We start from the raw sequence: 20789 nt of genomic DNA, 5'->3' as shown, positions 1-20789 counted from the left end.
TTTTGTGAGCGAACTCATTCGCGTACCTGACATCGGCAGCGGTGAAGGTGAAGTAATCGAACTGTTTGTGAAGGTCGGCGACACCGTTGAAGCCGACCAGAGCATCCTGACCCTGGAGTCCGACAAGGCCTCCATGGAAATCCCGGCGCCTAAAGCCGGTGTGGTCAAGAGCCTGAAAGTGAAGCTGGGCGACCGCCTGAAAGAAGGCGACGAACTGCTGGAACTGGAAATCGAAGGTGCCGCTGCCGCGGCCCCTGCGCCAGCGGCTGCTCCAGCTGCCGCTGCGGCTCCTGCGCCGGCTGAAAAGCCTGCCGCTGCCGAGGCCCCGGCTGCCCCGGCTGCTGCTCCGGCCGCAGCCTCTGTTCAGGACATCCACGTCCCGGACATCGGTTCCTCGGGCAAGGCCAAGATCATCGAGCTGCTGGTCAAGGTCGGCGACACCGTCGAAGCCGACCAGTCGCTGATCACCCTGGAGTCCGACAAGGCTTCCATGGAAATCCCTTCGCCGGCTGCCGGTGTGGTGGAAAGCATCGCGGTCAAGCTGGAAGACGAAGTCGGCACTGGCGACTTCATCCTCAAGCTGAAAGTACAAGGCGCCGCACCGGCCGCCGCTCCTGCTCCAGCCGCCGCTCCAGCGGCCAAGGCTGAAGCTGCGCCGGCTGCCGCTGCCGCACCTGCTCCAGCTGCAAAAGCCGAGGCCGCACCGGCCCCTGCCGCCGCACCGGCGCCAAGCGGTGCCAAGGTTCACGCAGGTCCTGCGGTACGTCAGCTGGCCCGTGAATTCGGTGTCGAGCTGAGCGCAGTCGCCGCCAGTGGCCCCCATGGCCGCGTGCTGAAAGAAGACGTGCAGGCTTACGTCAAAGCCATGATGCAGAAAGCCAAGGAAGCGCCTGCCGCTGGCGGCGCGACCGGTGGCTCGGGCATCCCGCCGATCCGCACCGTGGACTTCAGCCGCTTCGGCGAAGTCGAAGAAGTGCCGATGACCCGCCTGATGCAAATCGGCGCGGCCGGCCTGCACGCCAGTTGGCTGAACATCCCGCACGTGACTCAGTTCGACCAGGCCGACATCACCGACCTGGAAGCTTTCCGCGTTGCGCAGAAAGCCGCCGCCGAGAAGGCTGGCGTGAAACTGACCGTGCTGCCACTGCTGCTCAAGGCCTGCGCGCACCTGCTCAAGGAACTGCCGGACTTCAACAGTTCGCTGGCACCAAGCGGCAAGGCGATCATCCGCAAGAAGTACGTGCACATCGGTTTTGCGGTCGACACCCCGGATGGCCTGCTGGTACCGGTCATCAAGAACGTCGACCAGAAGAGCCTGCTGCAACTCGCCGGCGAAGCCGCTGCGCTGGCCGCCAAGGCCCGCGACAAGAAGCTCACTCCGGACGACATGCAGGGTGCGTGCTTCACCATCTCCAGCCTGGGTCACATTGGCGGTACCGGCTTCACGCCGATCGTCAACGCGCCGGAAGTGGCGATCCTGGGTGTGTCCAAGGCCACCATCCAGCCGGTATGGGACGGTAAAGCGTTCCAGCCGAAGCTGATGCTGCCACTGTCGCTGTCCTACGATCACCGTGTGATCAACGGCGCCGCCGCTGCACGTTTCACGCAGCGCCTGAGCCAACTGCTCAACGACATCCGCACCATCCTGCTGTAAGCCACAACAGGCCTCCCCTTCACCGGGGAGGCCTGGTTGCACCGATTTCCGAGCGCCACGCTCGTACCTCAACCCCGCCACTTGGCGGGGCTTTTTTTGGGATTTTTGCGCAAGAAGCTGGACAACAAAAACCGGGTTGTACACCTTCCATCAGCCCAATTGCAGAAATCCCCCACGCGGCCGATAACAGCCTTATAGCACTTAGCCTTCATCCTCTCTTGTCAGCCCGCGCCGCATGATGCAACCTTGCCGCAGGCAACAGAAAAGAGGGCGTGAGCCCGGCGCCGTGCGCGTAATTTCAAGTGAGTTTCCCCCATGAAAAGCCAACCCGATGTCGCCCGAATGGCGGCCGAGGTAGTGACGCAGTTACCGGTGCCTTCGCGCCTCGGTATGCTGCGTTTCGAGCGGCTTAATGAGGCAAGCTGGGCCCTCCTGTACCTCGACCCCAATTGCGAGCGCCAATTCGGCCTGCCGGCGGTTGAGCTGTGCGCCCTGATCGGCACCCCCTACGCCAGCCTGATGGAACCCCAGGCGCGCTATCAACTGCATGACGCGATCCAGCAGCAACTGGCCCAGAGCCCCCATTACCTGGTGCGCTACACCTTGCACACCAACGATGGCCCCCTGAGCCTGCTGGAAATGGGTGAAGCCTACAAACAACACAACCGCCATCTGCTGCGCGGCTACCTGATGGTCGTGGATGGCCTGTTCAGCGAAACGCCTTCCGCGGGCCCGACGGCTGACCTGGAGAACCAGAACAGCCGCTTGCAGATCGCCCTGGAGCTCAATCAGCGCGCACAACAGGAGCAGTTGCAGCACCTGGAACGGGTACGCGCCCAGCAAGAGCTGATCCTGCTGCTGGCTCGACAACGCTACACCACGTCCAACTCACTGCAGGAAGCGGCAGAGCTGATCACCCGCAGCGCCTGCGATATCTACCAGATCGACTGCGCCAGCCTGTGGAACCTTGAAGGCCAGCGCCTGGTGCCGATTTCCGCTTACCACCGCGCCGATCAGCAACATCACCTGCCCGAGCCGATCGACGCCAGTGGTTTTCCGGATTACCTCGAAGCCCTGCACACCAGCCGCGCCATCGACGCCACCAATGCCATGCGTGACCCGCGCACCCGGGAAATGGCCGAGAACCTGCGCGCCAAGGATGTCTACGCCATGCTCGACGCGAGCATCCGTGTGGACGGCCAGGTGGTCGGCGTGCTGTGCCTGGAACAGACCGGTAGCCCGCGCGCCTGGCAGACCGATGAAATTGCGTTTGCCGGCGAGCTGGCGGATCAGTTCGCGCAAGTGATCAACAACCATAACCGCCGCACCGCCACCAGCGCCCTGCACCTGTTCCAACGCGCCGTGGAACAAAGTGCCAACGCCTTCCTGCTGGTCAATTGCGACGGTGTGGTGGAGTACGTCAACCCCAGCTTTACCGCGATCACCCAATACAGCGCCGAAGAAGTCCACGGCCATCGCCTGGCACAATTGCCGGCGCTGGAGAATCTCAGCGAATTGCTGTTCGACGCGCCCTCGAGCCTGGCCAAGAGCAACAGCTGGCAGGGTGAATTCAAGAGCCGCCGCAAGAACCTGGAGCCCTACTGGGGCCAGCTGTCGATTTCCAAGGTGTATGGCGACAACCGCGAGTTGACCCACTACATCGGCATCTACGAAGACATTACCCAGACCAAACTCGCGCAACAGCGCATCGAACGCCTGGCTTACACCGACAACCTGACCAACCTGGGCAACCGCCCGGCGTTCATCCGTAACCTCGATGAACGCTTCGCCCGGGACAGCGACAGCCCGATCAGCCTGCTGCTGGTAGACATCGACAACTTCAAGCGCATCAACGACAGCCTCGGCCACCAGACCGGCGACAAGTTGCTGATCAGCCTGGCCCGGCGCCTGCGCAACAGCCTGAGTGCCGGCGGCAGCCTTGCACGCTTTGCCAGTAACGAATTCGCAGTGCTGCTGGACGACACCGATCTGGAAACCGGCCAGCAGATCGCCGGCCAATTGCTTGCCACCCTCGACAAACCGATGTTCGTCGACAACCAGTTGATCAGTGTGACCGGCTCCGTGGGCCTCGCCTGTGCGCCCTTGCATGGCCGCGATCCGCAGACCCTGATGCGTAACGCCGGCCTGGCCCTGCACAAAGCCAAGGCCAACGGCAAACACCAGGTACAGGTGTTTACCGAGGCGCTCAACGCCGAGGCCAGCTACAAACTGTTCGTGGAAAACAACCTGCGTCGTGCACTGACCCAGAACGAGCTGGACGTGTTCTACCAGCCCAAGCTGTGCCTGCGCAGCGGCCGCTTGCTGGGCATGGAGGCGCTGTTGCGCTGGAACCACCCGGAAAAAGGCATGATCCGCCCCGATCAGTTCATCAGCGTGGCGGAAGAGACCGGGCTGATTATCCCCATCGGCAAATGGATCGCGCGCCAAGCCTGCCGCATGAGCAAGCAACTGAGCGCCGCCGGCATGGGTAACTTGCAGGTGGCGATCAACCTGTCCCCCAAGCAGTTCTCCGACCCGGACCTGGTGGCATCGATCGCCGCCATCCTCAAGGAAGAACAGCTGCCGGCCAACCTGCTGGAGCTTGAGCTGACCGAAGGTCTGCTGCTGGAAGCCACCGAAGACACGCGCCTGCAACTGGACCAGCTGAAAAGCTTCGGCCTGACCCTGGCCATGGACGACTTCGGTACCGGTTACTCGTCGCTGAGCTACTTGAAAAAATTCCCCATCGACATCATTAAGATCGATCGCAGCTTCATCCACGAAATCCCGGATAACCAGGACGATATGGAAATCACCTCGGCAGTGATCGCCATGGCTCACAACCTCAAGCTCAAGGTGGTGGCCGAGGGCATCGAGACCGCCGAGCAATTGGCATTCCTGCGCCGGCACCGTTGCGATGTCGGTCAGGGCTACCTGTTCGACCGGCCGATTCCCGGTGCAGAGCTGCTGGCGTCGCTCAAACGCTACCCGCGCGGGCCAATCGCCTGACAGCGCTGTAACACTCGGGCACACTGGCTGTCTGATTTCTTACATTACTCACTCTGACTGAGAGGACTGATCATGGCCTTGCGCTCGGAAATTCTGGTGAACAAAAACGTGCTCCCTACTGCAGAACAAGCTTTGCCTGGCCGCGAAACCCCGATGGCGCTGCCAGAGACTCACTTCGTCAACGGCACGCCGCTGCTGGGCCCGTTCTTTGAAGACGTGGGTTTTGCGATTTTCGGCCTCGGCTGCTTCTGGGGCGCTGAACGCCGCTTCTGGCAGCGTGATGGCGTGGTCAGCACCGTGGTCGGCTACGCCGGCGGCTACACGCCGAACCCGACCTATGAAGAAGTCTGCTCGGGCCTGACCGGCCACAGTGAAGTGGTGCTGGTGGTGTATGACCAGGCCAAGCTGAAATACGAAGATCTTTTGAAAATGTTCTGGGAACTGCACAACCCGACCCAGGGCATGCGTCAGGGCAACGACATCGGCAGCCAGTACCGCTCGGTGATCTACGCCACCACGCCAGAGCAATTGGCGGCAGCGCAGGCCAGTGCCGAGGCGTATCAGGGTGAACTGACCAAAGCCGGCCTGGGCGTGATTACCACGGAAATCGAAGAAGCCCCGACGGTGTACTTCGCCGAGGCGTATCACCAGCAGTACCTGGCGAAAAACCCGCAAGGGTATTGCGGGATTGGCGGCACAGGCGTGACTTGCCCGATCTAGCGATCGGAGCTGCAAGCTGCAAGTTTCAAGCTACCAGTGGCGGGGCCTGCTTTTACTTGCAGCTAGCAGCTTGAAACTTATAGCTACTCAGCTATGAGCCAATCCATCTGCCACCCACCCTGGGTCTGGCCAAGTTTTTTGGACAGCCACGGCAGCAACTCACGCAGCTCCTCCTCCAAGCCCCACGGCGGGTTGGCAATCGCCAGGCCCGAGCCGGTCAGGGTGTTGGGGGTGTCCAGCGGGTGTACCAGCAACTCCACACGCAGCAGCTTTGGCGCACCAGTGCCGGCCAGGTCCTGGTAGAAGCGGCGCAACATGCGTTGGTCTTTCACCGGGTACCAGATCGCCGCAACGGTCTGGCGCATACGCCCCACGGCTTCCTTGAGGGATGCGGCACAGCGTTGCATCTCGTCGAGTTTTTCGAACGGCGGATCAATCAGCATCAACGCGCGTTTTTCCGGCACCGGCAGCAGGGCTCGCGGTACGTGCCAGCCCTCGCCCAGATGCACTTTGACCCGGCGATCGCCCTTCATGTTGTCCTTGAGCAGCACGCCGTCATCCGGGTGTTTCTCATTGAGCAGCACGCGATCCTGGGGGCGCGTCAGCCGACGCGCCAGTTCCGGCGAACCCGGGTAGTAGCGCAGCTGGCCATCCGGGTTCATCTCGTGCAGCACACGCATATAGTCAGCCGTCAGCGGCGGCAGCTCGCTCTCGCCCCACAGACGTGCGATGCCTTCCAGGTATTCACCGGTGCGGTTGGCCTGGTCACCCTGCAAGTCATACAGACCGATGCCGGCGTGGGTATCGAGGTAGGCGAACGGCTGCTCCTTGCGCGACATCAGGGCGATGAGGCGGGTCAAGGTCAGGTGTTTGAAGACATCGGCATGGTTGCCGGCGTGAAAGGCGTGACGATAATTCATGGTTGCTCCTGCGCAGGGGGCGAAGTTTACCTTCTACAGGGGCAAAGGTGCAGGGTTGCGTGTCGGGCCGATACCGTCGCCACAACCCGTGAGCTCAGGTCAGTTCCAGCGCCAGGTAATCGACCAGAGCATCATGGCTGACACCCGGGCTACGCGCGAAGTAGGTGATCTTGTGCTGCAACGTCTCAGGTTTGAACGCGGTGTACAAATCAGGACGTTGCTCTTCAAGCCATTGCAGCAGGTTATCGATCAGGGTTTGCGGTGACTGCTCCGAGAGATGTTTCAGCAAAGGTGCGGGAACCCGCCACCATGGGCTGGTTTTGGCCGCCGCCACCACGTCCGTCGCCACCGACAGCGATTGGCCATTGATCAGATAGCGCTGGAAAACCGGCAATATTTCAGCCCCACACTGCTGAAGGATCGGCAGAAACTGAGCGCCATCCCAAAAGCGCAAAAACACCTGTTGGCTAACCGGCAAATACACTTTGGTCAGGCTTTGCAGGTGCGCCACCACTGTTTCCAGCGGACTCGACGACACCGCCAGCCAGCCCCAATCCGTCGCCTCGGTTGTGGCTATCCAATCGAGAAAAGGACTGTCGGGGTCGATCGCCGCGACGTAGGGCATTACCTCAGCCCATTCGGCGTAGGCTGTGCCTGCCCAGATAGGTTTTGGCGACATGCCGACTGCCATTCTTTGCCAGATATCGACCGGTTTTGCATCGCTGGCATTACTGAGAATGACGAAGAGCCCCTCGGTCATCTCAAGCGGGCAATGGGCTAACCAAGTGGTTGGTAAAGATTCATTCAACATTAGAGACATCCCAGTCAAATCAAGATGCAAACAGTGATTCACTTTTCAAAATAACTGCAACTACTGGCAAAGCATCAATCATTGAATTTTCAAAAAAATCCACCTATCTAAACCAGTCAACATCCATCCACCCCACAACATCTCCAATGATAAGCAATAATAAAACACCGAGAAGAGAAGCCACTGAGCAAACACCCAGACCTCTCAGAACAACCTTGAGCTTCCTCGGAAACTCAGCATAGTCTTCAGCACTGAGAAGCCCCAACTTGATAGATTGATCGGGAAAGGCGAAAGCACCGATCACATCTCTTATGGCCCACGCTCTACTTATTGGGTCCCAACCAATGTATTCATCCTGACTTATAATCCGCCAACTACACTTTAAGTTTTTCCGTATTTTTTCGATCTTAAAGTAAGAAAGATACAAACCCCACACAGGAATAATAAAAAACAATGAACCACAGGAAAACAACAAGTATCGGTAGATAATTTCTATTTCTTTAAAGCACAAAGTCGAGGCAATTAAATCGAGCACGTCATAACCACTCACAAATCAATTTAAAACTTCATAAATTTTATCACCTAGTTTTTCGCCTCTATCGCCAGCCAGCGCACTTGCGCTTGCCGTTGCGGCACCAATGACTACAAGTCCGCAAATAAGCCCTCCGACACCGACAGTACCTGCACCAATAGCAACACAAACAAACTCTGCACTTGCGATGCCAGCAGCACCCCCCATCGCGGCGCCAACGACCTCCCCCGTGAACTTCCCATCTTCCGTAAATTTCACTTTTTTACACTCCGCAGCCGCTCCAACTCGACACGTTTCCTTCACCCTCAACGCCGAGGCCGACGCCCCCAACCCTATAAGGACGAGTATCTGCCCCGGCCTGGCGTATTGTGTGAGCTGCGGATTGAGGCTGCGAAAGCGCTCGAGGACGATAGCGCTGGGCGATTCGAACAGCGATTTTTCCAACGCATCCAGAGACATCGCGCGTTGCACGATATAAAAACCGGGCTAGACACTTGAGGCCCTACCATCAGCCCCCCCCTTAACAGCGTGTTGCGCAAGGTCACACTGACCATTCTTGCAACGCTCACACTCTTCGCAAAACGGCGCGCTTCGCTTCAAGCTGGCCACTTGCACAGGGCTCAACGGGGCCGGAATGACCGCCAGCAGCTTTTCCTTGATTCCAGGTATCAGCGGTGACGCTGGTGGAGCCAACGCTCCACCCAACTGGATGGGCACACTGCTGAAAATACCGCCCGCCGACAGTGTGATGGACTGTCCGCCCGCCTGAATCGTAACGGTGGCGCCCGCGTCGATGACCACGCTTTGCCCGGCGCCGATCTGAATCGTCCGCCCTGCACGCATCTGCTGCGAACCACCGACCACCAAGTGGTCGTCCTGCTTGAGTTCAGTCAGGCGATTGCCGTGGGTGATGCGCTGTTCTTCGCCTTGCAGCTCATGATGGGACTCGCCTCCCACGGTTAGCCGATGGTCATGCAACACATGCTGGGTCCAATCCCGCTGGGCACGCAGGTAAATTTCCTCGGCACCCTTGCGGTCTTCGATGCGCAGTTCGTTGTAGCCGCCACCACCGGGGCTGCTGTGGCTGCGGAAGATACTGCGGGTCTTTTCGGCCGGCAGGTCGAGGGGCACCGGCGTGGCCGCGTTGGGCAGGCAGCCCATCACCAGCGGCATATCCATGTCGCCATTGACGAACCCCACCAGCACTTCCATGCCCACCCGCGGAATCAGCACCGCGCCATAGCGATCATGGGCCCAGCTACTGGCGACCCGCAGCCAGCAACTGGAATGCTCGTTGCGCTCACCTTCACGGTCCCAGGCCAACTGCACCTTGACCCTGCCGTATTCGTCACAGTGAATCTCACTGTCCACGGGGCCGGTGACCACCGCATGCTGATAGCCCGCAACGCTGGGGCGCGGTTGTTCCGGCAGCGGTGGACGAAAGATCACATCCCATGGCAGCGCGACAAACTCATTGCGATAACCCTGACGAAACGCCCCGCCCGGCACTTCGGTCACGGCCTCTTCCAGCACCTGGGGTTGCTTGCCCTCATGGGTGACATGGGTCACCAGCCACAGGTCGTTCCACTCCTCGCGCAAGTGCCCGCTCAAGGTGAGAAACCGACCACTGGCCAACGCCGGTTCATCCCCTTTGCCATGCGCCTGCCGGTACTCGCTACGGTGGCGTTCCAAACCGCGCTGGGCGAGGTACTTGCCATGGGCGCGGTCGGCAAAGTGACCGGGATAGGCCTGTTGCTCCAGCAACGGAAGTTGTTCCCCGGCCACCTCACTCTCGAGAGTCAGACGCGGCTTGCGGAAGTCGTAGTCCCGCAGGTTGACGCTTGAGGGACGGGTTTGCAGTTGCACCGCAAAACGCTTGATCGCCGGGGTATCCGCCACCATTCCAGACCCGGGGCTGTAAGGCGTCGACTGATCCGCCCGGGCAAATACGGTCTGGTCGTCCCCGAATACCAGCAGATGGCGATCAGCCGCATGCTGGAAGTGATAGTGAATACCCGCTTCGGCACACAGCCGCTGAATGAAGGCCAGGTCGGTCTCGCCGAACTGCACGCAGTACTCGCGCGCTGGGTACGTGCCGCTCAGCTGGAAACGGTGCAGGTCGCTCTGAATGCCCTGCCCTACCAAGACCTGTGCAATGATCTGCGGCACCGTCTGGTGCTGGAAAATGCGCTGATGACTGCTGTGCGCCAGGTACGCCAGTTGCGGCACCAGGCTGACCTGGTAGCGCGTCAGCCGACGCCCGGAATCGCCTTGGGCCACCCGGGATATCAAGCCGTGCACGCCGTGCCCCTGATCGTCGAATGCGAGATAGGCCTGACGGTGCATCAAGCTTTCCAGGTCGATATCAGGCTGTTCACTGACCAGTTCCAGGTCAAAACAGTAGGGCTGACTGATGGCTTCCATACCGCTGAACTCGAAAACCTTGAGTTCACTGGATGCCCCGTCGAGGGTCAGGGTAAAGGCGCTTTGATTGGCAGGAGCGAACATCCGATGTTTCTCTGCGAGGAAGAGGCGGACGATTCTGCACCACTGTTTCGTCCTGCCGAACACAGACCGAGCAAATCAGTAAAACCCTACGCTCGCAGGTCGGAACCTTCTTCGGACCGATGAAAACCACGCATATAAAAAGGCCCGCTATCCGTAGGACGCGGGCCTCTTTTTCAACTCATGGGGCGCTCGGCACCCAACGAATCATTTGTTGAGCTTGTAGTCTTTTTCTGCCGCATCAAAGCGCGCAACCATACCCGCGGTCGGCGCACCCAGCTTGCTCACGAGGTAGATCGCCAGGCTGGCGAAGATGAAGCCCGGGATGATTTCGTACAGGCCGAGCAATTCGAAATGCTTCCACACGATCACAGTGATCGCACCCACCAGGATGCCGGCCAGTGCGCCGTTACGGGTCATGCCTTTCCAGATCACCGAGATCAGCACCACAGGACCGAACGCCGCGCCGAAGCCGGCCCAGGCATAGCTCACCAGGCCCAGTACGCGGTTGTTCGGGTTGGCGGCCATGGCGATGGCGATCAAGGCAACCACCAGCACCATGAGGCGACCGACCCACACCAGCTCAAGCTGCGAGGCATTCTTGCGCAGGAAGGTCTTGTAGAAGTCCTCGGTCAGGGCGCTGGAACACACCAGCAACTGGCAGCTCAGGGTACTCATCACCGCCGCCAGAATGGCCGACAGCAGCACACCGGCGATCCATGGGTTGAACAGCAGTTTGGCCAGCTCGATGAACACACGTTCGTGGTTTTCGGTGACCGGACCCGCCACTTCCGGATGGGCCGAGAAGTAGGCGATGCCGAAGAAGCCCACCGCCACGGTGCCGCCCAGGCACAGGATCATCCAGGTCATGGAGATGCGGCGCGCGTTGGCAATCGACTTCACCGAATCCGCTGCCATGAAGCGCGCGAGGATGTGCGGCTGACCGAAGTAACCCAACCCCCAGCCCATCAGCGAAATGATGCCGATGAAAGTGGTGTTCTTCAGCATGTTGAAGTTGTCGGGGTTCTTGGCTTCGATGGCCAGGAAGGTGGTATCGACGCCGCCGGTGGCCAGCAGCACGATGATCGGCGTGAGGATCAACGCGAAGATCATCAACGTGGCTTGCACGGTATCTGTCCAGCTGACGGCCAGGAAACCGCCAACGAAGGTGTAGGCGATAGTCGCTGCGGCACCGGCCCACAGGGCGCTCTCGTAGGACATGCCGAAGGTACTTTCGAACAAGCGGGCGCCGGCCACGATGCCGGAGGCGCAGTAGATGGTGAAGAACACCAGGATCACGACGGCGGAGATGATCCGCAGCAGGCCGCTTTTATCTTCGAAACGGCTGGAGAAGTAGTCCGGCAGGGTCAGGGCGTCGCCGTTGTGCTCGGTCTGCACCCGCAGGCGACCGGCCACGAACAACCAGTTGAGGTAGGCACCGACGATCAGGCCGATGGCGATCCAGCTTTCCGACAGGCCGGACATGTAGATCGCGCCCGGCAGGCCCATCAACAGCCAGCCGCTCATGTCGGAAGCGCCGGCCGACAAGGCCGTGACCACGCTGCCGAGGCTGCGACCGCCCAGGATGTAATCGGAAAGGTTGTTGGTGGAGCGATAGGCCATGAAGCCGATCAGCACCATGGCAGCGATGTAGATCACAAATGTGATCAGGGTGGGATTGGTAACGCTCATAAAAGTGACGCCCTGGCTTTGTTTTTATGTAGCGGCGGTCTGTCAGACGGCCACCCGCTGTGTAGAGGGGTAGACGAAGCTGAGTGCCGCGCATTTATGACTGACGTTTCCCCAGGAAAGCCGTCAGCCGATGAACCGAACCTTGAGTTGGTTGCACCTTGAGCGCGAATGCTATTCAACAAAGTAAATAAGGTGCAACCAGTTTCTTGAGAATAAGTTGCACCTTGGTACATTTCAGGCAAAACCCACGTTTTTTGCTCCCTTTCGGAGCAAGAACAGCCGATTTCAGAAGTAAATGCACCAAGACGAAGCGAAATCTACGTTTCCTGGATTTTTTCCCGATCACGATCAAAAATTTCATGAAGAAAATGGGTTGCACCCGGTTGCACCTCACCATTCGCAAAGCTAATCTTGCCGCCAGCTGATGCCACTCGGTAGTGGCACCCATGAGGATAAGAAAATGGCTACGACCACCCTTGGGGTCAAACTCGACGACCCGACCCGCGAGCGCCTGAAGGCTGCCGCGACCTCCATTGATCGCACGCCGCACTGGCTGATCAAGCAGGCGATTTTCAATTACCTGGAGAAACTGGAGGGTGGTGCAACCCTGACCGAACTCAATGGCCTGAGCAGCAATAGCGCTGACGACGCCGGCGAGGTCCAGACCGACCACGCCCACCAGTGCTTCCTTGAATTCGCCGAAAGCATCCTGCCGCAGTCGGTGTTGCGCGCCGCCATCACCGCCGCCTACCGCCGCCCCGAGCCGGAAGTGGTGCCGATGCTGATCGAACAGGCCCGCTTGCCGGCGCCGATGGCCGACGCCACCAACAAGCTGGCGGCTTCGATTGCCGAGAAACTGCGCAATCAGAAGAGTGCCGGTGGCCGTGCCGGTATTGTTCAGGGCCTGTTGCAGGAATTTTCCCTGTCGTCCCAGGAAGGCGTTGCCCTGATGTGCCTGGCCGAAGCGCTGCTGCGCATCCCGGACAAAGGCACCCGCGACGCGCTGATCCGCGACAAGATCAGCACCGGCAACTGGCAACCGCACCTGGGCAACAGCCCGTCGCTGTTCGTCAACGCCGCCACCTGGGGACTGCTGCTGACCGGCAAGCTGGTCGCCACCCACAACGAAGCAGGCCTGACCTCGTCCTTGAGCCGCATCATCGGCAAGAGCGGCGAGCCGATGATCCGCAAGGGCGTCGACATGGCCATGCGCCTGATGGGCGAGCAGTTCGTCACCGGCGAAACCATCGCCGAAGCCTTGGCCAACGCCAGCAAGTTCGAAGCCAAGGGTTTCCGTTACTCCTATGACATGCTCGGCGAGGCCGCCCTCACCGAACACGATGCCCAGAAGTACCTGGCTTCGTACGAACAAGCCATTCATTCCATCGGCAAAGCGTCTCACGGTCGTGGGATTTATGAAGGCCCGGGCATCTCCATCAAGCTCTCCGCACTGCACCCGCGCTACAGCCGCGCGCAGTACGAGCGCGTGATGGACGAGCTGTACCCGCGCCTGCTGTCCCTGACCTTGCTGGCCAAGCAATACGATATCGGCCTGAACATCGACGCCGAAGAAGCCGACCGCCTGGAGCTGTCGCTGGACCTGCTGGAACGCCTGTGCTTCGAGCCGCAACTGACCGGCTGGAACGGCATCGGTTTCGTGATCCAGGCTTATCAGAAACGCTGCCCGTATGTGATCGATTACGTGATCGACCTGGCCCGCCGTAGCCGCCACCGCCTGATGATCCGCCTGGTGAAAGGCGCGTACTGGGACAGCGAGATCAAGCGCGCCCAGGTCGAAGGCCTGGAAGGCTATCCGGTGTACACCCGCAAGGTGTACACCGACGTTTCCTACATTGCCTGCGCACGCAAACTGCTGTCGGTACCGGAAGTCATCTACCCGCAGTTCGCCACGCACAACGCCCACACGCTGTCGGCCATCTACCATATCGCCGGCCAGAACTATTACCCCGGCCAGTACGAGTTCCAGTGCCTGCACGGCATGGGCGAACCGCTGTACGAGCAGGTTGTGGGCAAAGTTGCCGATGGCAAGCTGAACCGCCCGTGCCGCGTGTACGCACCGGTCGGTACCCACGAAACCCTGCTGGCGTATCTGGTCCGCCGCTTGCTGGAAAACGGCGCCAACACGTCGTTCGTCAACCGTATCGCCGACCAGTCGATTTCGATCCAGGAACTGGTGGCTGATCCGGTCGCGAGCATCGAGCAGATGGCGACTGTCGAAGGCGGTTTCGGCCTGCCGCACCCACGCATTCCACTGCCGCGCGACCTGTACGGCAGCGACCGCGCCAACTCGGCCGGGATCGATATGGCCAACGAACACCGCCTGGCGTCGTTGTCCTGCGCCCTGCTGGCCACCGCCCACAACAACTGGAAGGCCGCGCCGATGCTGGGTTGCGCGTCCAGCAATCAAACCGCCGCCCCTGTGCTGAACCCGTCCGATTTGCGTGACGTGGTTGGCCAGGTGCAGGAAGCCACTGTCGAAGACGTCGACAATGCCATTCAGTGTGCCATCAACGCCGGGCCGATCTGGCAGGCCACTCCGCCCGCCGAACGCGCGGCGATCCTGGAGCGCGCCGCCGACCTGATGGAGGGCGAGATCCAGCCACTGATGGGCCTGCTGGCCCGCGAAGCCGGCAAGACCTTCGCCAACGCCATCGCCGAAGTGCGTGAAGCCGTGGATTTCCTGCGCTATTACGCGGTGCAGGCACGCAACGATTTCACCAACGACGCCCATCGCCCATTGGGCCCGGTGGTGTGCATCAGCCCGTGGAACTTCCCGCTGGCGATTTTCAGTGGTCAAGTCGCTGCTGCATTGGCCGCCGGCAACCCGGTATTGGCCAAACCGGCCGAGCAAACCCCGCTGGTCGCCGCCCAGGCCGTGCGCATTCTGCTGGAAGCCGGCATCCCTGAAGGCGTACTGCAACTGCTGCCAGGCCAGGGCGAAACCGTCGGTGCTCGCCTGGTCGGAGATGATCGCGTCAAAGGTGTGATGTTCACCGGCTCCACTGAAGTTGCGCGCTTGCTGCAGCGCAACGTTGCCGGGCGCCTCGACGCCCAGGGCCGTCCAATCCCGCTGATCGCCGAGACCGGTGGTCAGAACGCGATGATCGTGGACTCCTCGGCCCTCACCGAACAAGTGGTGATCGACGTCGTCTCCTCGGCCTTCGACAGCGCCGGTCAGCGCTGCTCGGCCCTGCGTGTGCTGTGCCTGCAGGAAGATTCGGCAGACCGTGTGATCGAGATGCTCAAGGGCGCCATGGCCGAATGCCGCCTGGGCAACCCGGAACGTCTGTCGGTGGATATCGGCCCGGTGATCGACGCCGAGGCCAAGGCCGGCATCGAAAAACACATCCAGGCCATGCGCGACAAGGGCCGCACGGTGTATCAAGTAGCGATTGCCGACGGCGAAGAGATCAAGCGCGGCAACTTCGTGACGCCCACCCTGATCGAACTGGAAAGCTTCGACGAACTGCAACGGGAGATCTTCGGCCCGGTGCTGCACGTGGTGCGTTACAAGCGCAAAGAGATCGACCAGTTGATCGGCCAGATCAACGCTTCCGGCTATGGCCTGACCCTGGGCGTGCACACCCGCATCGACGAGACCATCGCCAAGGTGATCGACAACGTCAACGCCGGTAACGTCTACGTGAACCGCAACATCGTCGGCGCCGTGGTCGGTGTGCAACCGTTCGGCGGCGAAGGCCTGTCGGGCACCGGCCCGAAAGCCGGTGGCCCGCTGTACCTGTACCGCCTGCTGTCGACACGTCCTACCGATGCAATCGAACAGTCCTTCGTTCGCGGCGACACATTGGCCGCACCGGACGTGCGCCTGCGTGATGCCATGCGCCAGCCGCTGACCACCCTGAAAACCTGGGCCGACAGCAATCAGTTCAGCGACCTGAGCGCTCTGTGCAGCCAGTTCGCCGCGCAATCGCAAAGCGGTATCACCCGCCAACTGGCCGGCCCGACCGGCGAGCGCAACAGCTACGCCATCCTGCCCCGCGAGCACGTACTGTGCCTGGCGGACGTGGAAGGCGACCTGTTGACGCAACTGGCGGCAGTGCTTGCCGTAGGCGGTTCGGCGGTATGGCCGGAGACTGAGCTGACCAAGGCCTTGTTCTCACGCCTGCCGAAGGACATTCAGGCGAAGATCAGGCGCGTGCCTGACTGGACCAAGGATGAAGTGGTGTTCGACGCGGTTCTGCACCACGGTGATTCCGATCAATTGCGCGCGGTGTGCCAGCAAGTGGCGCAACGGGGCGGGGCGATTGTCGGGGTACAGGGCTTGTCCCAGGGTGAAACGGCGATTGCGCTGGAACGCCTGGTGATCGAGCGAGCGTTGAGCGTCAACACGGCTGCGGCGGGCGGTAACGCCAGCCTGATGACTATCGGTTAACTGTAGAAACGCAGTAAACCCTGTGGGAGCTGGCTTGCCTGCGATAGCGGCGGATCAGCGACAGAGATGTCGACTGGCACGGCCTCATCGCAGGCAAGCCAGCTCCCACAGGGACCGCGTCTGTTTTGCCGCTCCATCACCCAGATCAATCTTGCTATCCAGCCTCTATTCGCGCACTTAGACTCGGCCCTATTCCCACATAGGTAACCCGCCATGTCCGAGACGCTGCTCAGTTCCCGCAATCTGGCTTTCGAGCTGTACGAAGTCCTCGATGCCGAGGGCCTGACCCAGCGCGAGCAGTTTGCCGAGCACAACCGCGAAACCTTCGATGCCGCGATCAGCACAGCGCGCAGCATCGCCGAAAAGTACTTCGCCCCTCACAACCGCAAGAACGACGAGAACGAACCGCGCTTCGAGAATGGCAAGGCGATCCTGATTCCTGAAGTGAAAACCGCCGTGGATGCCTTCCTCGAAGCCGGTTTCCTCAATGCCGCGCGAAGTTTCGACGCCGGCGGCATGCAACTGCCTACCTTGCTGTCCCAAGCCTGTTTTGCACACTTCCAGTCGGCCAACGCCGCGTCCACGTCTTACCCGTTCCTGACCATGGGCGCGGCCAACCTGATCGAAAGCTTCGGCACCGACGATCAGAAACAACGCTTCCTGCAACCGATGATCGAGGGCCGCTTCTTCGGCACCATGGCCCTGACCGAACCCCATGCGGGCTCGTCACTGTCGGATATTCGTACACGGGCAGAGCCTGCGGCCGACGGTACTTATCGACTCAAGGGCAACAAGATCTTCATCTCCGGTGGCGACCATTCGCTGTCGGAAAACATCGTGCACATGGTGCTGGCCAAGCTGCCCGATGCGCCGCCCGGGGTGAAGGGCATTTCGTTGTTCATCGTGCCCAAGTTCCTGGTCAACGACGACGGCAGCCTGGGCCGGCGCAACGATGTGCTGCTGGCCGGGCTGTTCCACAAGATGGGGTGGCGCGGCACCACGTCCACGGCACTCAACTTCGGCGATAACGGCGACTGTGTCGGCTATCTGGTAGGCAAGCCGCACCAGGGCCTGAGCTGCATGTTCCAGATGATGAACGAGGCGCGCATCGGCGTGGGCATGGGCGCGGTAATGCTCGGCTATGCCGGTTACCTTTATTCGCTGGACTACGCCCGCGAGCGCCCGCAAGGTCGCCTGCCCGACAGCAAAGACCCGACCACCGCACCGGTATCGATCATCCAGCATGCCGATATCAAACGCATGCTGCTGACCCAGAAAGCCTATGTGGAAGGCGCCTTCGACCTGGGTCTCTACGCCGCGCGCCTGTTCGATGACACCACGACGCTGGGCACCGAAGCCGAACGCAAGCAGGCCCACGAATTGCTGGACCTGCTCACGCCTATCGTCAAATCCTGGCCGTCGGAGTTCTGCCTCAAAGCCAACGAACTGGCGATCCAGATTCTCGGTGGCCACGGCTACACCCGCGAATACCCGGTGGAACAGTATTACCGCGACAACCGTCTGAACCCGATTCATGAAGGCACCCATGGCATTCAGTCCCTGGACCTGCTCGGGCGCAAGCTGGCGCAAAACGGCGGCGCAGGCTTGAAGCAACTGATCAGACTGATCGCCGAAACCGGCGCCCGTGCCCAGCAATATCCAGGCCTCACCCCACTCCGGGAGCCGCTGGAACACTTGGTCAACCGCCTGCAAACCGTCACCCTTGGCCTGCTGACGGATTTGGCCCAGGGCAAGGTCAACAGCAGCCTGGCGAATTCGGCGCTGTACCTCACAGTATTCGGGCACACGGTGATTGGCTGGCGCTGGCTGGAACAAGCCATACGCGCAGAAGCAGGGTTGGCCAACGGCAATGCGGCGGATGTGGCCTTCTATAAAGGCAAGCTCCAGGCGGCCCGGTACTTCCTGACCTGGGAAATACCGGGCTGCCATCATGCACTGGCGATTCTGGAAGCACGTGACGATACGTGCCTGGCCATGCAGGATGAATGGTTCTAAGGCTGTCCGATCGCCTTGGATATCACCTCGACCGTGGCGCTGACTTGCTCTTGGTAACGGTCGAGTTCCTGCTGGTGACGCTTTTGCATGTCGATCTGTTCGGCACACAGGTTCAAGGCGGCCAGCACCAGTAATTTGTCTCCGATCAGGGTCGGGTACTTTTTCTTGGTGGTGGCCAGGGAGGCCTTGAGCAGGGTCACGGCGCTCATCAGGGTCTGGTCTTCCCCGGCCGGAGCCTTGATCGAGTAATCCTCTCCGAGAATCGAAACGACCTTTATGCCTTCATTCATGCGCTGACAGGACCTGCGCTCACGCGCTCAACCAGGGCCTGGATACGGGCGGCGGTGGCGCCTTGTTTCTCTTCCTGCTCCATCAGGCTCAATTGCAGGCTGTCGTTCTCATCCTTGGCGCGGGCCAGTTCGGTCTTGAGGGATTCGTTGGTGCCCAGCAGGTCCTGATTCTGTTGTACAAGGTCGCTGACCAGCTGTTCCAGCTGACTGAGGGATGCTTCTAACATTTTGATTTCTCGGGCTTTTTAAAAGGGCGGTGACGATAAAGAAAATTCACCTCGGATGCCAGGGTTTATCCCCGGCGTGCGGCCCGATTTCCAAGGGCCGGGCCACACTTTCGAGCCTTAGTGACTGCATTTCCCCCATCTGGTTCCTGAAACCCTCTGCCCCCTCGTCCGATGCGACAAAAACGCACACCCCCTTAAGACTTTAGTCGCATGACCGATAGGTCATACACACCCCGTCTCATGACCGCACGGATCGCGCTTCTCCCAGGACCACAACATGTCGCTTCGTAATATGAATATCGCTCCGAGGGCCTTCCTCGGCTTTGCGTTGATTGGTGCACTCATGTTGTTTCTCGGTGTATTTGCCCTGAATCAGATGAGCAAGATCCGCGGTGCCACCGAAGACATCACACTGTCCAGCGTGCCGAGCATCCGCGCCCTCGACGAGTTCACCCAATTGACCCTGCGCCTGCGGGTGCTGTCATACCGCCTGCTGACCAACCGCGAACCGGACGTACAGCAAAAGACCCTGGAAGCCTTCGACCTGCGCAACCAGCAGATCCGCACCGCCCAGGCCGTCTACGAAAAACTGATCGACAGCCCCGAGGAGCGCGCCGCCTACGACGAATACGTGCGTTTGCTCGGGCAGTACCGCCAGATCGAAGAGCGCATGAAGAGCCTGTCGCAGGCCAATCAGATCGAAGCGCTGCGCACCCTGCTCAACACCGAACTGTTGAGCAATTCCGACCAGGTCAATTCGGTGCTCAACCGCCTGCTGGAGATCAACAACAAAATGGCCCTGGCCACCAACCAGCAAGCCGAAGACCAGTACAACCTGGCCTTCAATATGGTGGTCGGCCTGCTGGTGAGCGCCACGGCGCTGACCCTGCTGTTCGCCTGGCTGCTGACCCGCAGCATCACCGTGCCCATTGCCCAGGCACTGGAAGCGGCTGAAGAAGTCGCCGAAGGCAACCTGACCCGTCCGATCCACGTCGAAGGCAATGACGAAGCCGGTCGCCTGCTGGCGGCGATGGCCAAGATGCAGGACAAGCTACGCGACACCCTGCAACGCATCGCAGGTTCGGCCATCCAGCTGGCGTCCGCGGCAGAAGAACTGAACGCCGTCACCGACGAAAGCGCCCGCGGCCTGACTCAGCAGAACAACGAAATCGAACAGGCCGCGACCGCCGTCAACGAGATGACCAGCGCCGTCGAAGAAGTCGCGCGCAATGCGGTAAGCACTTCGCAAGCTTCGCGTGATGCCACCGCCTCCGCCGGTGATGGCCGCGACCTGGTGCAGGAAACCGTGGGTGCCATCGAACGCATGAGCAGCGATGTGCAAGCCACCGCCACCCTGATCAGCAACCTGGCCGACGAGTCCCGTGATATCGGCAAGGTGCTGGATGTGATCCGTGGCCTGGCCGACCAGACCAACCTGCTGGCCCTGAACGCGGCGATCGAAGCGGCGCGGGCCGGTGAAGCGGGCCGTGGTTTTGCTGTGGTGGCCGACGAAGTACGCGCCCTGGCCCACCGCACCCAGCAGTCCACCAGCGAGATCGAGCGGATGATCGGCAGTATCCAGGCCGGCACCGAGCACGCCGTGGATTCGATGCGCAACAGCACCGAACGCGCGGAATCGACGCTGAACATCGCCAAGGGCGCGGGCCTGTCGCTGGAGACGATCAACACCGCGATCGTGGAGATCAACGAGCGCAACCTGGTGATCGCCAGCGCCGCCGAAGAACAGGCGCAGGTGGCGCGGGAAGTGGACCGCAACCTGGTGAACATCCGCGATCTGTCGGTGCAATCGGCGACCGGCGCCAGCCAGACCAGTTCGGCGAGCAGCGAGCTGTCGCGCCTGGCGGTGGATCTGAACGGGATGGTCAGCCGCTTCCGCCTCTAGACCAAAGCCTTCCTGGCTGAAGCTGATCCCCTGTGGGAGCTGGCTTGCCTGCGATAGCGGTGGATCAGCCGACTCCTCCAGTGACTGACACACCGC

14 protein-coding genes and 1 pseudogene are annotated in these 20789 nt (G+C 60.7%); 7 read left to right on the top strand and 8 right to left on the bottom strand.

The window, feature by feature from the left end:
• Positions 1-4: 4 nt before the first annotated feature.
• The 3 genes from aceF (at position 5) to msrA (ending at position 5383) form a co-directional block, all read left to right on the top strand.
• Positions 5-1654 (top strand): dihydrolipoyllysine-residue acetyltransferase, encoded by a 1650-nt coding sequence (aceF, locus tag ACW9IN_RS24490; RefSeq protein WP_457368241.1) that lies wholly within the window; start codon positions 5-7, stop codon positions 1652-1654.
• A gap of 315 nt (positions 1655-1969) precedes the next feature.
• On the top strand, positions 1970-4663 hold the full coding sequence (locus ACW9IN_RS24485; protein ID WP_457368240.1) for a putative bifunctional diguanylate cyclase/phosphodiesterase: 2694 nt from the start codon (positions 1970-1972) through the stop codon (positions 4661-4663).
• A 72-nt stretch (positions 4664-4735) separates the two neighbouring features.
• Entirely contained in the window at positions 4736-5383 is a 648-nt protein-coding gene (gene msrA, locus ACW9IN_RS24480; protein ID WP_457368239.1) for a peptide-methionine (S)-S-oxide reductase MsrA, read from the top strand.
• A gap of 83 nt (positions 5384-5466) precedes the next feature.
• Here the strand turns inward: msrA and ACW9IN_RS24475 are convergent, their stop codons facing one another.
• From ACW9IN_RS24475 to putP, 6 genes are all read right to left on the bottom strand, one after another.
• Positions 5467-6303 (bottom strand): 23S rRNA (adenine(2030)-N(6))-methyltransferase RlmJ, encoded by an 837-nt coding sequence (locus ACW9IN_RS24475; protein ID WP_457368238.1) that lies wholly within the window; start codon positions 6301-6303, stop codon positions 5467-5469.
• Between the two features lie 94 nt (positions 6304-6397).
• A complete protein-coding gene (locus ACW9IN_RS24470; RefSeq protein ID WP_457368237.1) occupies positions 6398-7114 on the bottom strand; it encodes a DUF4123 domain-containing protein in 717 nt (238 codons plus the stop codon).
• Between the two features lie 103 nt (positions 7115-7217).
• A complete protein-coding gene (locus tag ACW9IN_RS24465) occupies positions 7218-7649 on the bottom strand; it encodes a hypothetical protein (protein WP_457368236.1) in 432 nt (143 codons plus the stop codon).
• 18 nt (positions 7650-7667) lie between these two features.
• Positions 7668-8105, bottom strand: a complete 438-nt coding sequence (locus tag ACW9IN_RS24460; protein WP_457368235.1) for a hypothetical protein — start codon at positions 8103-8105, stop codon at positions 7668-7670.
• Between the two features lie 27 nt (positions 8106-8132).
• On the bottom strand, positions 8133-10154 hold the full coding sequence (locus ACW9IN_RS24455) for a type VI secretion system Vgr family protein (protein ID WP_457368234.1): 2022 nt from the start codon (positions 10152-10154) through the stop codon (positions 8133-8135).
• A gap of 204 nt (positions 10155-10358) precedes the next feature.
• On the bottom strand, positions 10359-11843 hold the full coding sequence (gene putP, locus ACW9IN_RS24450) for a sodium/proline symporter PutP (protein WP_457368233.1): 1485 nt from the start codon (positions 11841-11843) through the stop codon (positions 10359-10361).
• Between the two features lie 460 nt (positions 11844-12303).
• Between putP and putA the strand changes: the two genes are divergently transcribed.
• Together putA and ACW9IN_RS24440 are read left to right on the top strand one after the other, a co-directional pair.
• The gene (gene putA / locus ACW9IN_RS24445) at positions 12304-16257 is read left to right on the top strand and encodes a trifunctional transcriptional regulator/proline dehydrogenase/L-glutamate gamma-semialdehyde dehydrogenase (protein WP_457368232.1); all 3954 of its coding nucleotides are present in this window, start codon (positions 12304-12306) and stop codon (positions 16255-16257) included.
• A 213-nt stretch (positions 16258-16470) separates the two neighbouring features.
• Complete coding sequence (locus ACW9IN_RS24440) at positions 16471-18273, top strand: acyl-CoA dehydrogenase (protein ID WP_457368231.1); 1803 nt, start codon at positions 16471-16473, stop codon at positions 18271-18273.
• On the opposite strand, the gene ACW9IN_RS24435 is transcribed toward ACW9IN_RS24440, so the two are convergent.
• Positions 18270-18563 carry a cell division protein ZapA gene (locus ACW9IN_RS24435; RefSeq protein WP_457368230.1) on the bottom strand — a complete coding sequence of 98 codons (294 nt, stop codon included), beginning with the start codon at positions 18561-18563 and terminating at the stop codon, positions 18270-18272. The two genes, ACW9IN_RS24440 and ACW9IN_RS24435, sit on opposite strands and share 4 nt — an antisense overlap.
• Positions 18560-18790 carry a hypothetical protein gene (locus ACW9IN_RS24430; protein WP_457368229.1) on the bottom strand — a complete coding sequence of 77 codons (231 nt, stop codon included), beginning with the start codon at positions 18788-18790 and terminating at the stop codon, positions 18560-18562. The genes ACW9IN_RS24435 and ACW9IN_RS24430 overlap by 4 nt, the downstream gene beginning before the upstream one ends.
• A 277-nt stretch (positions 18791-19067) precedes the next feature.
• On the opposite strand from ACW9IN_RS24430, the pseudogene ACW9IN_RS24425 reads away from it, so the two are divergent.
• Together ACW9IN_RS24425 and ACW9IN_RS24420 are read left to right on the top strand one after the other, a co-directional pair.
• Positions 19068-19790 (top strand): annotated as a pseudogene (locus tag ACW9IN_RS24425) (MCP four helix bundle domain-containing protein); the annotation flags it as partial.
• A gap of 30 nt (positions 19791-19820) precedes the next feature.
• Positions 19821-20693 carry a methyl-accepting chemotaxis protein gene (locus ACW9IN_RS24420; protein WP_457368264.1) on the top strand — a complete coding sequence of 291 codons (873 nt, stop codon included), beginning with the start codon at positions 19821-19823 and terminating at the stop codon, positions 20691-20693.
• Positions 20694-20789: the final 96 nt, after the last annotated feature.

The sequence above is a fragment of the Pseudomonas sp. SDO5271_S396 genome (assembly GCF_054071795.1).
The sequence above is the reverse complement of the archived record's forward strand: the minus strand, read 5'-3'. Positions and strand labels throughout refer to the sequence as shown.

Excerpts from the sequence above, each read along its gene's own strand:
- ACW9IN_RS24485 (WP_457368240.1), top strand. The coding sequence starts at position 1,970 with ATGAAAAGCCAACCCGATGTCGCCCGAATGGCGGCCGAGGTAGTGACG.
- msrA (WP_457368239.1), top strand. The coding sequence starts at position 4,736 with ATGGCCTTGCGCTCGGAAATTCTGGTGAACAAAAACGTGCTCCCTACT.
- ACW9IN_RS24475 (WP_457368238.1), bottom strand. The coding sequence starts at position 6,303 with ATGAATTATCGTCACGCCTTTCACGCCGGCAACCATGCCGATGTCTTC.
- ACW9IN_RS24470 (WP_457368237.1), bottom strand. The coding sequence starts at position 7,114 with ATGTTGAATGAATCTTTACCAACCACTTGGTTAGCCCATTGCCCGCTT.
- ACW9IN_RS24460 (WP_457368235.1), bottom strand. The coding sequence starts at position 8,105 with ATGTCTCTGGATGCGTTGGAAAAATCGCTGTTCGAATCGCCCAGCGCT.
- ACW9IN_RS24455 (WP_457368234.1), bottom strand. The coding sequence starts at position 10,154 with ATGTTCGCTCCTGCCAATCAAAGCGCCTTTACCCTGACCCTCGACGGG.
- putP (WP_457368233.1), bottom strand. The coding sequence starts at position 11,843 with ATGAGCGTTACCAATCCCACCCTGATCACATTTGTGATCTACATCGCT.
- putA (WP_457368232.1), top strand. The coding sequence starts at position 12,304 with ATGGCTACGACCACCCTTGGGGTCAAACTCGACGACCCGACCCGCGAG.
- ACW9IN_RS24440 (WP_457368231.1), top strand. The coding sequence starts at position 16,471 with ATGTCCGAGACGCTGCTCAGTTCCCGCAATCTGGCTTTCGAGCTGTAC.
- ACW9IN_RS24435 (WP_457368230.1), bottom strand. The coding sequence starts at position 18,563 with ATGAATGAAGGCATAAAGGTCGTTTCGATTCTCGGAGAGGATTACTCG.
- ACW9IN_RS24430 (WP_457368229.1), bottom strand. The coding sequence starts at position 18,790 with ATGTTAGAAGCATCCCTCAGTCAGCTGGAACAGCTGGTCAGCGACCTT.
- ACW9IN_RS24420 (WP_457368264.1), top strand. The coding sequence starts at position 19,821 with ATGGCCAAGATGCAGGACAAGCTACGCGACACCCTGCAACGCATCGCA.